This window comes from Aquimarina sp. Aq78, assembly GCF_900299525.1.
Classification (GTDB): Bacteria; Bacteroidota; Bacteroidia; order Flavobacteriales; family Flavobacteriaceae; genus Aquimarina.
Window position 1 is genome coordinate 639,965 of the sequence record NZ_OMKA01000003.1, and the last position, 13,840, is coordinate 653,804.

Genomic DNA, 13,840 nt, shown 5'->3' on the forward strand with positions numbered 1-13,840 from the left:
TTGGACGCAATCTCACCGTAATGGGTAAGATGTAGAGTTTTTATTTTTTACTTATTTCTTATTCATTTTCTGGCACTTTATTACACTAAGATATGCCTACATAGGATACTAATTCTTAAACTATGAAACTGTAGTTGGTCTAAACCAATTTGGTAAGATTATAAACTTCATTATCATACGTGTAATACTGCTAACATAAGTAATTATTTTTAAAGTTGTTTACGGTTTTCCACAACAATACCTAGGGGTTTTTTCCCCTGTTAAAGCCTCGGACCCCTTATCAATACTCAAAAAAAATTCGATAAAAAGATTCAAAAAAAAATGAAAAAAAATGAAAACAGAGCCATATAAACCAAAATCAAGTACTTTTCACAGGTTTTTCTTATCATCCTGATCGCAAAAAACCACTTTATAGGAGGTCAAAAACTTCTTCCTACTCCAGAAAATAACATACTTTTTACCTTTTTTTCATCATAGATAATGTAAATCCTCCTAATAGTAGGATCACAATACCCATTATACCCCATAACCAGATCTTATTAGCAAACAAGGGTTCTGTTACAACAGCTTCTTCTTGGTCAATAACCTGTTGTATTTCGGGAAGTAACGTTGATATCTCACTCGGGATTTTGGCAGATATATGATTAAGATCATACGAAGGTTTTTTCATTTTATCATTTCCATAAACAAGATAATATGTTCCTGGATTTGCAAAACGTGTAACAAGTTCGTGTTGATATCCTTTAACGATAACTTTATTAATTTTTAAAGGTTGATTGTCATGATTATCGATCACTATTCTAAAGTTCTGAGCAATTGTACTCGTATTGGTAAATACATTATCTTCTATAGAATTAAGTATTCCCGAACCAAGCTCTCTATAACGGGGTTTCCAGCTACCTTGCTTAGTTTGTATACTATCTGCTATATATCGAATAGATATAGGACGATAATAATCAAAAGTTTCCTGTACTTCGATACCAATATAACTTACAGGAACTGGTATTTTAAGATTAACATCTATAATAGTCTTTTTGGTCCCCTTAGGATTCTGAATATTTAGTTTTTCTATGTCATACTTCTTGTAGTTTGCTTCTTTAACTTCATACCTGGTTACACTAGCCGATTGTAAAACGGGTTTTTTAATACTTTTTATCAGTATCCTAAAATAGCGATACTGTGCGTTAGGAAATCGTACTGTGGTGAATTGATAGTCTGTAAGTTCATTTTTTATAGAGAGTATACGGTAGTCTTCTTTTATGGTATACCATTCTTTACGATCTCGAGTTCCCTCTAAAGTAATCAACCAATCAAAATTTGATTGCTCAAAATCTAGATGAATTTGATTAATTGGTTGCTTAGTTGGAATCTCCATTGTAATATATGCCCCTTTCTCATTATATGAAGTATTTAAGATGGTAAAAGGTACTTTATTAAAGGATTTTTTTTCGGTTTTTAATCGTAAAAGATAAGGTGCTTCTATCGTGTCTTTCTTGTTTGTGATCCCAAAGACTCTAATATCGGATAAGTTTGGCAAAACCTTACTAAACATTTCATCAGGTAGACTAATTGCATGCCAGGTATCTGTTATCTCTGGCAATATATTTTTATAAGCATATTGATCCATCTGGGCATAAGTCCCAAAACAAATCAATAGTGCCAGAAATATTATAATTTTCTTTTTCATGAGTTTAATTCTTTTTAATTATCTGCAAACAAATTAAGAACACATATAATCACTGCACACTCACTTTAAAGATTTTAAACATATTCTTATTCTTCATGAATAGGTTTTTAAAACTAGTTACTATTTGTTTCATCTGCTATAATATGTTTGTATTTATTGTATAAAAATGAAATAATTAAAAGAAGCACTCCTAAAGCTAAGAATACAATAGTTTTAGCAATAGTTTCCATATGTGAAATATCATAAAAGAATAATTTTATAAGTGTAATTCCAAATACGATAATTGCTAAGACCCGTAGATATTTTTTTCTTTTCCATATTCCTAAAACAATGAGTAACAAAGCATAAATACCCCATAAAATACTCAATCCTAGTTTATATGTTTCTGTATACCCCGACAGGTCTAACCAATGTATTAATTCACTACTTACTATCCAGATTAATGTACTATGCAATATAATTTCAAAAGCTATTTTAAAGGTTATACCAAGAAACTTTTGTCGTACATATTTATAAAAAGTAAATAGTAAACCAGCCACGAATACAAAAGAAATGTATCGTATACCTATGTGGGAAAAGGCTTCTGCACTAAATTCTGTTTCTTTTAATTCCAGATAATTAACTCTAAATTCACTTAACAGGTATAATCCTCGAGTTAAAAACCCAAAAAGAGCAAACATCATAAAACCAAGGGTGATATATCCAAAAACATTGTTTTTGATTTTTTTGATATTTACAAAAGACAAAATAATCAGAAACAATAAACTATAATTAATAAGCCAAATAGCTTTAAAATTTCTGGTATCTGATAATACTGTATACTGTTCTGTATTATTGATATTTTGAGAAATATACTGGTGGTCTATATCTTGATAAACCTGGTTCCAATAACTATCTATTTCTATCCAAAATGTAAAATAAGTGGTACATATCAATAGTAATGCAAGACCTATGGTAAGCATTGTATATAACCAGGGTTGCTTTGGCCAGGGAAAAGATAATTTCTCTTTACGATGTGTGATATAAATAAATGCAAAAGACACAATACACAATATTGATGTCATAAGGTAAATATTAAACACTGGTATTAACTTGGTTTCTGGTAGTGTTGGACTATATCGATAATACACTACGATCCAATCATGTAAAAGACTAAAAAAAGTTAAGGCCCACAATGGATACGAAAGTATTTCGTATATCGGCACTTTTTTGGTTCGCCCAATCCAAAATAACAATGCCGCTTCTCCTGCCCATAGCAGTGTAACCCAATTTCCATCTAGTTGTACAGGAAATGCAATTGTAATAAAAATCAAAACCATACCTGACACAAAATAAAACAGGTTACGGTCAGCTAGTTTTAATCTATGTACAATAACGCTAACTACAAAATGAATCACTGCATTCACCAATGTAAATACACCTAATAAATCCTTACCATATTCGTGATTGCTTAACATCGAAAATCCAATGCCATAAAAGATAAATGAATTAGATAACTGTAGAATTACATCAATGATTTTAAAGCTTTCTTTTTTTCTGAGTTTATATACCAAAAACATAAGATAGAATGTGATAAAAAATACAGAAAGAAATATAAAGCCAAGAGTAAAGTGTTCTTCTATAGTGTATTTATCTGCGTACCATGACATAAAAATGATCCAGGTAAGCAAAAAAGATGAAAAATAAAGAGGTTTCCAGTATTTTTTGATGGCAATAATGAGAATACCTATATTAATAATCGCCATATAACTAAACAAAATCACTACTCTACCCGATCCATCACTTAATAAAAAAGGAACCGCATATGCACCTACGAGCCCGATATGAGCTATGATTTGTTTATTATACTGTATTGCTGCAAAAACAGTAAATGCCGTAAATAATAGCATAAGAATAAATGTCAGAGTCTGCGGAATTAGACCGTATAAATCATATGCTAAAAAGGTAATAAAATATAATATAGTCATAGCACCACTAACCAGTACAGCACTAAAATTCTCATATTTTTTCTTTAGCTTCATTCCAATTCCTAAAAGCCCTAATCCTGTTAGATATCCCAGTATAATCCTAGTTAATGGTCCTATTAGATCATGTTCTATAGTATACTTTGCTCCAATAGCAACACCAATTATAATAATGATGATACCTATTTTATTGATTAGATTTTCTCCAATAAATTTTTCAAGGTTAGATTTCTTTTTTGGTATACTGGTTTTGGTAATAGTAGTTTTTTCTTCTTTTACTAATGCTGGTGGTACATCTTCAGATTTAACAGAAGAGGGTGGGGTTTTGACACTTTCTTTTGTAATTTCGGTTATAGGTGAAACAGGAGTTGGGTTTTCTGTTTTTATATCCGGCTGGTTGGCTGATGATATTTTTATCTTATATATTTCATCTTTAAGATCTTGTATTTGAGTTGAGAAATCTTGTTGTCTTTTCAGTAGAATTTCTAGCTTCTCCAAAAGCTGATGTATCTGATCTTGGTTGTTTCCCATATTACAATATTATTATATTTGCCTAATGCTAAATATTCTTCAAAGCTTTCATAAATTAAGATACTACAAAATATAACAAGGTTATATTTAAAGCTATATCATCACTTCTAAGAGTAAATACCACTATCTAAATCAAAAATTCAAAACCTGTTTCTTTTCAAAACTAAATATATAGCATACACATTTTGAATAGTCAACAAATATCTATGATACGCTCAATTTATAGTACACTGTTTCCCGTGAAAAGTATTATTTATATTTCACCCGGAATTACAGAATAAAAAATATTCATTCTGAAAAGGTAAAAAAGTTTTTCTAAAAAGGCACTATCTTAGTATATAATAGATGTTTGTTTTTATTTCAAAATACGAGCAATTTTATCTTTTAGAAACTGTCTTTCTTGTTTAGACTGGGTAAGTTGCATTGCTTTTTGGTAGTATGTTGCTGCTGTACGATTATCTTCTAACCGTTGATAGATTTCGCCTAAAGTTGCATGGTATAGATAATATTTTTCTAGCAACTTATTGTTCTTTACATTTTCAAGTGCTATTAGTGCTTCTTTTGGACCTCTGAGTTCTAAAATAACCAGGCATCGATTTAAAAATACGATAGGATCGTTAGCGATTTTTAATAAGAGTTCATAATACTCTAATATCATTTCCCAGTTCGTATCTGCATATTGCTTTGCGCAGCAATGTTGATATGCTATAGCAGCTTCGAGATGATATGTTGAGAGTTCGTCTCCAAAAGCAGCTTTGTTTAGATACTGTTCTCCAGATTGTATGAGTTCTGCATCCCATGTTGTACGATCTTGTTCAGAAAGTAAAATAAGCCTTCCTTCTTTTGTTAGCCTACTATCAATTCTTGAAGCGTGAAAACACATTAACCCCATCAATGCATATACTTCGGGTAATTGTGTACGTTTTTCTGATAATAGAGATTTACATAAAAGCATTGCCTGGCTAATTAGGTCTTTGCGAATCAACTGATCGGCATGAGTAGAATTATAGCCTTCGTTAAACATGAGGTAGATGGCATTAAGAACAGTTTTGGTTCTTGGGTTTATCTCATCAGAAGTTGGGATTACAGGGCGTATCTTGTGTTTTCTAAAATATTCTTTGGTTCGATATAACCTTTTAGAGATAGTATCTTCATTACTAAGAAAGGATCGTGCAACCTCCTTGGTACTAAATCCACATAATGCTTTTAGAATAAATGTAATTTGATTTTCTTGCGAGATATCAGGGTGACAGCACGCATACATCATTCCTAAGAAATCATCTTTAATATGCTGTTCCTGCCAATAGTTATCCATTGTAGTGGTTAGTGTATATCCCGAAGTCAGAAGTTGTTTTTCGGGATCAGAAAAATCGATAACACGACTATGTTTATTATGCCTGATAATATCTATCGCTTTGTTTTTAGCTGTACGATATAACCATGCTCTTGGGTTATCTGGCATTCCTCTAAATTTCCAGGTTTCCAGAGCTTTAACTAGAGCATCTTGCACCACGTCCTCGGCTAATTCTATATTTTCGATACCGAATATTTTAATCAATACAGAAACCATCTTTCCTGACTCTTGTCTAAAAAGATGGTTTAATGTATGATCTATGTGATCTCTATTTTCCAAAAAGTTACTCCATTGGGCTTATTTCTCGTACTTCGACGCTGCATCCATATTCAAAACCCGGACAATCCTTAGCTATTTGTGCTGCATGGTCCAGAGAGTTTGCCTTAATTAGTAAGTATCCACCAACTAATTCTTTACCTTCTGCTAATGGACGATCGGTTACCTTTTTACCACCTTCGGTCAATGTTTTGGCCTCGTTCATTAATGGCTGACCACCAACAAGTTGTTCTGATTTCTCCAAACTACCCATCCATTGTTGCCAATGTTGCATATGTTGTTGCATCTCTTCTGGTGATCGGTTAGCATCATGTCCGCCACGAATAATATACATAAACTCTTTCATTACTATATCTTTTTAATATTCTATTATCTTAATCCTCTGGCCATACTTCTCTTACTTCTACATAAGAATTCCATTGCAATCCAGGGCATCCTTTTGCCATTTCGGTAGCATCTTCTATTTTATCTGCTTTTATGATCAAATATCCACCTACCAACTCTTTACCTTCTGTTAGAGGTCTATCGGTTACTTTGGTTCCTCCGGGATGAATTGTATTTCCATGTGAATATAGTCGTTCGCCTCCAATAAATTTTTCTTGTTGGGCCATTTCGCCAATCCATTGTTGCCATTCCTGCATATGCATTTGCTGTTCTTCTGGAGATTTAGAATCCCATACTTTATCATCTCCTCTAAAAAGAAACATAAATTCTTTCATTTGTCTGTTTTTTTAAGTGATTATTTATTTTTTACATTACTATGACGAACGCTTTTTTGATTTTTGGACAAGCAACATGATATTTTTTAATAAAATGTTTTAAAAAATAGGCCAAAGTGATATTTATAGTTTGATATTGTATTGTTTTTCAACAAGTAAATCTATCTACACATTGAAAAAATCACGAATTATTGTTAAAAAGATAGCGGGTGTATTTTAATACACCCGCTATCTTTTTATAGAATTTTGTTAAAACGTTGTCTTCTTAAAAAACTTCTTATTCTTTAGTAGATCTATTATATATTACTTTTTCTTTGTTTATATAAAGAAATAACGTGTTTTCCGTTACTTCATAAGTTATACATTCTGAACTATCAATACACACCTTGCGATCTTTTACGTTTATAGTCCACGTTTTTTTAGTCGTCTTTGTTTTTGATTTTTCTACTAATGTATTATCTAATTTAAACATGATAACTGTTTCAGGGTCATTTTCTTTTACCCATATTCCCATCAGTTCAGCTCCTGGGAATACCTGATCAACTAAAATTCTTGACTCTGCTATCTGATCTTGCTGTACAGGATTTGTCTTAAAACTCATTAAAGTTACAGCTAAAATAACAATTGTAAAAATTACGGATATAGATTGGGGACTTTTCATAATTTAATTTTTTAATAAAATAAGGATATAAATTTAGTGTTTTTTTGGTAATATATAGTTTTGATATTTTTAAATGCTCAGAAGTTGATAAACTTATCAATTCTTTTACTCTATCAGCAAATTTTATACCATTGCTATATTATTATTCTTTAAATCTGGCATAATGAAGTTTCATTTCATTCATGGTAATCTCCAGCATATCTTCTCTTAGCACATATTCTAAACACATTTCTGTGCCTCCTTCTACCGATGTAGCTTTTAAGCATAGTTTGCTATCTTTTAATAGCCAGTACCTTTTTAGGGGCTCTCCTAAGGATTTTTCTATAACAGTTCCATCTGATCTCAATTCTATATAAGTATTAGGATCACCATCCATTACCCATTTCCCTATTAATTCTTTTGGGCCTCCCTGGTATACACCACTAGTATTTTCTTTTTCTCCAACAGTCTCATGATGTTCTGGGCTATTTTTAAAGCTGCTCAATGTTAGCATAGCTATACTAACTGTAGTAAGAATTAATTTGGATTGCATAGTTTGGGCATTTAAGTAGGCTAAATTTAACGTTTTTTTTGGTTTTATCCCTAATACTATGTTATTAAATATCCTTGCTTATATATGACAAATGCAATACAATTCATGTAAAACAATACAATTTACCAGAATCCCTATTCCAGTTTTGCTATCATTCTGGTTCTTATTATTAAGATATCTTTAAAAATTTTATTCATATTCTGTTCATCAATTTTTAAATTGAGAATTTCAAATATTATTTTAAGAAATTAATTGAGGTAGGGTATTATCCTTTATAAACGTTTTATTATAAAACGCCCATAACTTATCTATTAACGTAAATGGCTAAAAGGGAACACATATAAGGATAGTGTTCCCTTTTTATTGAACTCATTTATAAAAATGGAAGTTGTTTTAAATATTTTAATAGTTTCTGAAAATTACACTCTTTCAATTTTACATATAAAGCAACAAGCTTCAGCATTTCTGGCATGTAAATATGCTATGTCATTATAGTTATTAAATATTTCTGGTATCAATAGATCTACATCATCATCGCCTACCAATTTTGTAAATATCATATTTTGTTTCTTAGTATACCCAATCAATGATAAAGGGAAATTTTGTTTATCTGCTTTGATTTCTGGTGGGAATTGATGGCTATTCTTATAAGGTTTAACTTCTTTTTTGTGAACAAAAATTGGGCCTGGTTGATTAAATGCATTTTTAATTTCAAAAGGACTATGACTAATCAATAATCGGATATCTTTTCCTGGATCAAATTTTTGTAAGGAAATACGACAAGGCCCATAACCTGTAGCAATTTGTTCAACAATTGGGTAACCAAAATCATCTACTCTTGTTTCTTTGATTCTTGACACATATTCTTTTGTTAATGGGACAATTCTAAATTTTTGCATATTCTTATTTTATGATTTAGTCCAGACTATGCCATAGAAAATTCATTACATAACTCTGGTTTAACAAAAGTGACCAGAATCTAAAAAGCAAAACACCCGAATCTTGCTTAGTTATGAATTAACTTTTGCTGCTTCCCAGCCAATTATAGCTGTTTTGCGCGTACTGCCCCAATGGTATTGTCCTAAATCACCTGTAGATTGGATTACCCGATGACAAGGGATTAAAAATGCAACAGGATTACTACCTATAGCGGTCCCCACAGCTCTGGATGCTTTAGGTTTATGAATGTGATTGGCAATGGTTCCATATGTTGTTAATCCACCCTTTGGGATCTTGAGTAATGTTTCCCAAACTTTTAATTGAAAATCAGTTCCTTTAAGATGTAATTTTATTTGATTCAATTTTTTCCAGTCTTTCGTGAAAATAAATAAAGCATTTTGCTGAGATCTATCTACGATTTGAGTAAATTTTGCTTTTGGAAAACGTTTTTGTAATGTTGTAAATGCATGTTCGTCATCTGCAAATGTCATATGACAAACACCCTTTGAAGTAGAGGCTACCAGCATTTTACCAAACGGGCTTTCGGCATAGCTATAATTGATGTCAAGGTTTTGACCCCCATTTTTGTATTCTCCGGGTGTCATTCCTTCTATTTTTATAAAAAGATCATGTAATCTTCCTGTTCCAGAAAGTCCAGTCTCATATGCCGCATCAAACAAAGTCGTTTGTTGATCTTTTAAAATGTTTTTTGCATATTCCAGACTGGTATACTGTAAAAACTTTTTTGGGCTCACTCCTACCCAATCTGTAAAGAGTCTTTGAAAATGAAAAGGGCTGATATGTACCTTTTCTGCAATCTCATCCAGATTAGGTTGATCTTTAAAATTTTGCTTAATATACGTTATCGCCTCTGCAATACGATTGTAATGAAACTGATTTTGTTCACTTATCTCCATAATACTTTAATTTTAAAAACGGTATAAAAGTATTTAGCCCAAGGTATTTTTAAAACCCAGAACTTGCTTATTTCAATACAGAATAAAAATAATAGTATTTTAAGGTTAGAAAAATTATGAAGTAATAAACTGATTTAATCCATTATAAAGCTGAATCCTCCAGAAAACAAACTAGAGCTTAGTCCAGAGTCACGTTCATATTGTCTAAATCGAAGATCAATACTTTTTAAACCAAGTTTCCAGATATGTAATTTTGCAAAGATATCTGTATAACTAATACCAAAACCGTATTGATTCGCATCAAATCCAGACAAATCATAATCAGAGGTGTAGAATTGCTGTGTAGATAAATGTTGATTAAACGGAGCGAAATAATCTGCTTTTGTTTGTGTATAAAAACGATATGAAGGGTACAGTGTAAATTTATCTGTAATTTTAATAGGTACTTCTATACTTGCAGTATGCGAGTTAATCCCCCAATCATCTGTATAATATCTATAAAATGTTCGTATTGTAAAAATTTCATTAATATAATAATGTAATCTTCCTCCTGCGGCTATTTTAAATCTAGAATCTGGTAATCTTTCTACATCATCACCGTATGTAAATTCTTCAATAATTACGTCGGCCACATCGGCAAATTGTACTCGTTGAAACGGTGTTGACAAAAGACCTTCTTGTTGAATAAAATCTAATGCAAGGGATCCTTGTAATTTTTTAGACAAAATTTGTGAGAACCCAAATCCTACAGAATATGAATTACGAGATTCATCATCAAACTTTGTAAACGTAGGTTGATCTCTTAATTCTGTGGGATATATTGCTTTCCATGTATCCAGAAACACATTAGCTTTTACACTTAATTCTGTATTTTTTTCATTGAAAAGTCTAGAATAACTACCTCCAAAACCAACAGAAAAATAATCATACTCGGTTGCAACTGCTACATTGGCCGACCATACACTATTTCGATCATCACTACTATGGCTATAACTTCCTGATATTGTAGTCAAAACATCCTTTTTTGATGCTCCAGAAGAAGCTACAAATGGACTTGCAGTACCATTACCATCAAAAGGATTAACATTACTAGAAGAAGCTGATGAATATGCTGATATCCCTGCATCTATTGTTAATACATCATCATCGTTTAGTGGGATAGAAACCACTATTGTAGGTGTAAGATCAGTAAGTTCTTCTGTACCTACACCACCTGTAACCGCAGCATTATCTCCTTCCTGAGTGTAATAACTCATCAAGAAATCTACTTCTGCAGATTCTAATACTCTTTTTTTGTATGTTGTGGTACCATCTTGTTGTTGCTCCTGTCCAGTTACAATCACTACCGACAATATTGCTATTATTAAGGGGATTTTTTTCAAGGATCTTTACTTTATAAAATTGTATAGTATATTTTAATATTCTTTATTAATATGGTTATTGGTCACTAATTACAACCACATCCTCCTCCGGTTTTCCCTCCATTTGCTCCTGCAGCAGATTCTCTATAGGCCTGGAAATTGGTTTCGAAGCGATCAATTTTTTTGAGTGCTAACTCCATATCCGGATCATTGATTTGTACTTTTTCATATTCTTTTACGGCTACACATGAATTTAGAGAAAGTAGCAGTACTAAAAGTATTGGTATTAACTTGTTCATAAAGTACGTTTTATAAAAATTATCGTTATTGGTTATCTATCTTAATATGATCAGAGGTATGAATATTTCCCTGGTCATCAATAATGATACATTCAATTCCTGTTAATTGATTTATTCTATTTAATCCTATCTCAATCCCCATTACAAAAACAGAAGTTGCTAAAGCATCTGCCAACTCTGCTTTTGGGGCAAAAACTGTAGCACTTACTATACCAGTAGATGGATATCCTGTTCTGGGATCAATAATATGAGAATATCGCTTATTATCAAAAGTTACATATTTTTCATAATTCCCAGAGGTCACTACTGCTTTATCTATTACGGGTAATAATGCAAATGCATTATTTTTATTTAAAGGATTGGTAATTGCGACTTTCCACTCGCTTCCGTCGGGTTGTTTCCCCCAGGTATTCATATCTCCAGAGGCATTTATAATTCCGGCATTTACTCCTTTACCTATTAGAAGATCTTTGGCCTTATCTGCTGCATATCCTTTACCAATAGCTCCAAATCCTATTTTCATTCCTTTTTGTGTAAGAAATACTGTAGATTTTGTTTTATCTAAAACTATATTTTGATAACCTACCTTTGCCACCGACATCTTTATTTCTTCTTCAGAGGGCATTTTTTTCATGCTATTATCAAATTTCCAAATTCGGTCCATCGAGGCATAACTAATGTCGAATGCGCCATCTGTTAATTTAGATATCCGAACAGCTCTGTTTATTAGGTCGAAAAGTTCTGTATCAACTTTCACCGGATTAATCCCGGCATTATTATTAATTAATGAAGTTTGAGAGTTCTTATCCCATGAAGAAATCAATTTTTCGATTCTTTGAATTTCTTCAACAGCAATATCGATATACTGATTAGCTGTAATTTTATCTTTATCGACAACAGTAATATCAAAACGACTTCCCATCAATTTTAGGGTACGTTTATGTATTTGTTGCGAGAAACTACTACTTATTGTAGCTAAACATAAAAATGTAAGGAGAAGTCTCAAAATATTATTTGGTCATTGCACTTAGTATTTCTAAGTACGCATTTGGTGTTACTTTTTTATAACCGGTCTCCCCAATTTTTTTGCCATTTTTATCTAAAACAACGACTAATGGAAAGCCTCCGCTTTTATTATATGTCTCTGCTAATGTTTTATTCTGGTTTTGCAGCGCTTCTGGTAATTGGTTTTTTTTCTTTCGGGGAAAATCTGCCTTTAGCAATACATAATGCTTTTTTGAATATTCCTGAAATTCCTTAGTATCTAGAATCTGTTTTTCTAGTTTAATACATGGTGCACACCAGTCTGAACCTGCAAATACTAAAATTATTTTTTTATTATTCTCTTGTGCAATCTTTTTTGCTTCTTCAAAATCGGTTAACCATTCCTGGGCTCCTGCTAAATTAATTCCTAAAAACATCAGGAATATAACTGAAATAATCTTTTTCATATGAATGTAAATCTACTTTATAGTAACTATTCAAATTGTTAATTAGTACTTAAAATTCGTTTGAAGGTCATAATACGTACTAAGTCTAAATAATTATTATTAAAAGAACAATTTTTATACCGAACAAGGTTACATACTTACTCTTATTTACTACAACCTTTAATTCGACTTCTACTTATAATACAGTTATATAGAGAAACACCCTACATTAAATAGTCGTTTTTTTATAAAAAAACGGAAATACCTGTGGGTATTTCCGTTTTTCGAGAATGGATTAACATCCAAAATATATTATAAAACCCTATAAACTATAGCTTAGGGCACCTTTTACAATTAGATTTTCCTTTCTTTTTATATTTTTTACAACATTTTTTCTTTTTCCCTCCACAGGCTATTTCACAATTGACAGCCGGACAAGGAGAATATAATGATGGAGTACCTGAGCTTTGCACTGATATAATTTTTATTGAATCTAAATAAAGTACAAAAATATAAAAAAAAGATTCCAAAAAAAGGAATCTCTATTTTATCTTTATTAACTTATTAACAATCATTTAGGCTCTTCTGCTGCTTGAAAAGTATTGATATCTCTATCAAATAAATAATGACCAGACTTATCGTCGCCAATAATTTTAAGTTTATCTAATAATGTACGTGCTATTGCCTCTTCTTCTAATTGCTCTGCTACATACCATTGCATAAAATTATGTACATTATAATCTTTACGTTCCAGACATTCGTATATAATATTATTAATTTTTTCTGTAACAAATTCTTCACTTTTCAAGAATGTTTCAAAAAGCTCCATCAACGATTTAAAATCATCTCTAGGCTTATCTATTGCAGGAATAACAGCATTGCCACTTCGTTCATTAATAAACTTAACCAATTTGGTCATATGTACTCTTTCTTCTTCTGATTGCATATAAAAAAATTCTGCTATACCATTATATCCTCTGGTATCAGCCCAACTAGCCATCGAAAGATATTGTGCAGAAGCTTTTGCTTCAAATTTTATTTGATCATTTAATAGTTCTTCTATTTCTTTTATCATGTTTATTTAGTATTGTTCAATAATATTGAACTAAAATACATAATTCTATTATAACAAGAAACAATTACATTACCCTCCTTTACAGGTTTCGATAA

The 13,840-nt window shown here is 31.4% G+C and carries 14 protein-coding genes; all 14 read right to left on the reverse strand.

Annotated features, from left to right (window positions below; genetic code table 11):
- Nucleotides 1-457 precede the first annotated feature (457 nt).
- The 14 genes from DG435_RS07715 to DG435_RS07780 all read right to left on the reverse strand — a co-directional run bounded on the left by DG435_RS07715 (nucleotide 458) and on the right by DG435_RS07780 (nucleotide 13,745).
- Nucleotides 458-1,687, reverse strand: coding sequence for a DUF3999 family protein (locus tag DG435_RS07715; protein ID WP_106792576.1), 1,230 nt, complete (start codon nucleotides 1,685-1,687; stop codon nucleotides 458-460).
- A 113-nt stretch (nucleotides 1,688-1,800) separates the two neighbouring features.
- Nucleotides 1,801-4,182, reverse strand: coding sequence for a DUF2339 domain-containing protein (locus DG435_RS07720; RefSeq protein WP_106792575.1), 2,382 nt, complete (start codon nucleotides 4,180-4,182; stop codon nucleotides 1,801-1,803).
- A 355-nt stretch (nucleotides 4,183-4,537) separates the two neighbouring features.
- Nucleotides 4,538-5,815: an RNA polymerase sigma factor gene (locus tag DG435_RS07725; RefSeq protein WP_159025566.1), complete on the reverse strand. Its 1,278-nt coding sequence runs from the start codon at nucleotides 5,813-5,815 to the stop codon at nucleotides 4,538-4,540.
- A gap of 4 nt (nucleotides 5,816-5,819) precedes the next feature.
- Nucleotides 5,820-6,158, reverse strand: a complete 339-nt coding sequence (locus DG435_RS07730) for a YciI family protein (RefSeq protein WP_106792573.1) — start codon at nucleotides 6,156-6,158, stop codon at nucleotides 5,820-5,822.
- A 28-nt stretch (nucleotides 6,159-6,186) separates the two neighbouring features.
- Nucleotides 6,187-6,531 (reverse strand): YciI family protein, encoded by a 345-nt coding sequence (locus tag DG435_RS07735; RefSeq protein WP_106792572.1) that lies wholly within the window; start codon nucleotides 6,529-6,531, stop codon nucleotides 6,187-6,189.
- A gap of 277 nt (nucleotides 6,532-6,808) precedes the next feature.
- Complete coding sequence (locus tag DG435_RS07740; RefSeq protein ID WP_106792571.1) at nucleotides 6,809-7,192, reverse strand: hypothetical protein; 384 nt, start codon at nucleotides 7,190-7,192, stop codon at nucleotides 6,809-6,811.
- 142 nt (nucleotides 7,193-7,334) lie between these two features.
- Complete coding sequence (locus DG435_RS07745) at nucleotides 7,335-7,724, reverse strand: hypothetical protein (RefSeq protein WP_106792570.1); 390 nt, start codon at nucleotides 7,722-7,724, stop codon at nucleotides 7,335-7,337.
- A gap of 419 nt (nucleotides 7,725-8,143) precedes the next feature.
- On the reverse strand, nucleotides 8,144-8,623 hold the full coding sequence (locus DG435_RS07750) for a DUF1203 domain-containing protein (RefSeq protein ID WP_106792569.1): 480 nt from the start codon (nucleotides 8,621-8,623) through the stop codon (nucleotides 8,144-8,146).
- 111 nt (nucleotides 8,624-8,734) lie between these two features.
- Complete coding sequence (locus tag DG435_RS07755; protein ID WP_106792568.1) at nucleotides 8,735-9,580, reverse strand: methylated-DNA--[protein]-cysteine S-methyltransferase; 846 nt, start codon at nucleotides 9,578-9,580, stop codon at nucleotides 8,735-8,737.
- Between the two features lie 134 nt (nucleotides 9,581-9,714).
- Entirely contained in the window at nucleotides 9,715-10,962 is a 1,248-nt protein-coding gene (locus DG435_RS07760) for a DUF3570 domain-containing protein (protein ID WP_106792567.1), read from the reverse strand.
- 65 nt (nucleotides 10,963-11,027) lie between these two features.
- Entirely contained in the window at nucleotides 11,028-11,240 is a 213-nt protein-coding gene (locus DG435_RS07765) for a DUF4266 domain-containing protein (RefSeq protein WP_106792566.1), read from the reverse strand.
- 25 nt (nucleotides 11,241-11,265) lie between these two features.
- Nucleotides 11,266-12,246 carry an FAD:protein FMN transferase gene (locus tag DG435_RS07770; protein WP_234387091.1) on the reverse strand — a complete coding sequence of 327 codons (981 nt, stop codon included), beginning with the start codon at nucleotides 12,244-12,246 and terminating at the stop codon, nucleotides 11,266-11,268.
- A 4-nt stretch (nucleotides 12,247-12,250) separates the two neighbouring features.
- A complete protein-coding gene (locus DG435_RS07775) occupies nucleotides 12,251-12,691 on the reverse strand; it encodes a thioredoxin family protein (RefSeq protein WP_106792564.1) in 441 nt (146 codons plus the stop codon).
- A gap of 550 nt (nucleotides 12,692-13,241) precedes the next feature.
- The gene (locus DG435_RS07780) at nucleotides 13,242-13,745 is read right to left on the reverse strand and encodes a ferritin (RefSeq protein WP_106792563.1); all 504 of its coding nucleotides are present in this window, start codon (nucleotides 13,743-13,745) and stop codon (nucleotides 13,242-13,244) included.
- Nucleotides 13,746-13,840 lie beyond the last annotated feature (95 nt).

What these genes read in the sequence shown, in the direction of transcription:
- DG435_RS07730 (WP_106792573.1), bottom strand. Translation starts at nt 6,158, where the DNA reads ATGAAAGAGTTTATGTATATTATTCGTGGCGGACATGATGCTAACCGA.
- DG435_RS07745 (WP_106792570.1), bottom strand. Translation starts at nt 7,724, where the DNA reads ATGCAATCCAAATTAATTCTTACTACAGTTAGTATAGCTATGCTAACA.
- DG435_RS07750 (WP_106792569.1), bottom strand. Translation starts at nt 8,623, where the DNA reads ATGCAAAAATTTAGAATTGTCCCATTAACAAAAGAATATGTGTCAAGA.
- DG435_RS07715 (WP_106792576.1), bottom strand. Translation starts at nt 1,687, where the DNA reads ATGAAAAAGAAAATTATAATATTTCTGGCACTATTGATTTGTTTTGGG.
- DG435_RS07735 (WP_106792572.1), bottom strand. Translation starts at nt 6,531, where the DNA reads ATGAAAGAATTTATGTTTCTTTTTAGAGGAGATGATAAAGTATGGGAT.
- DG435_RS07755 (WP_106792568.1), bottom strand. Translation starts at nt 9,580, where the DNA reads ATGGAGATAAGTGAACAAAATCAGTTTCATTACAATCGTATTGCAGAG.
- DG435_RS07780 (WP_106792563.1), bottom strand. Translation starts at nt 13,745, where the DNA reads ATGATAAAAGAAATAGAAGAACTATTAAATGATCAAATAAAATTTGAA.
- DG435_RS07720 (WP_106792575.1), bottom strand. Translation starts at nt 4,182, where the DNA reads ATGGGAAACAACCAAGATCAGATACATCAGCTTTTGGAGAAGCTAGAA.
- DG435_RS07740 (WP_106792571.1), bottom strand. Translation starts at nt 7,192, where the DNA reads ATGAAAAGTCCCCAATCTATATCCGTAATTTTTACAATTGTTATTTTA.
- DG435_RS07765 (WP_106792566.1), bottom strand. Translation starts at nt 11,240, where the DNA reads ATGAACAAGTTAATACCAATACTTTTAGTACTGCTACTTTCTCTAAAT.
- DG435_RS07775 (WP_106792564.1), bottom strand. Translation starts at nt 12,691, where the DNA reads ATGAAAAAGATTATTTCAGTTATATTCCTGATGTTTTTAGGAATTAAT.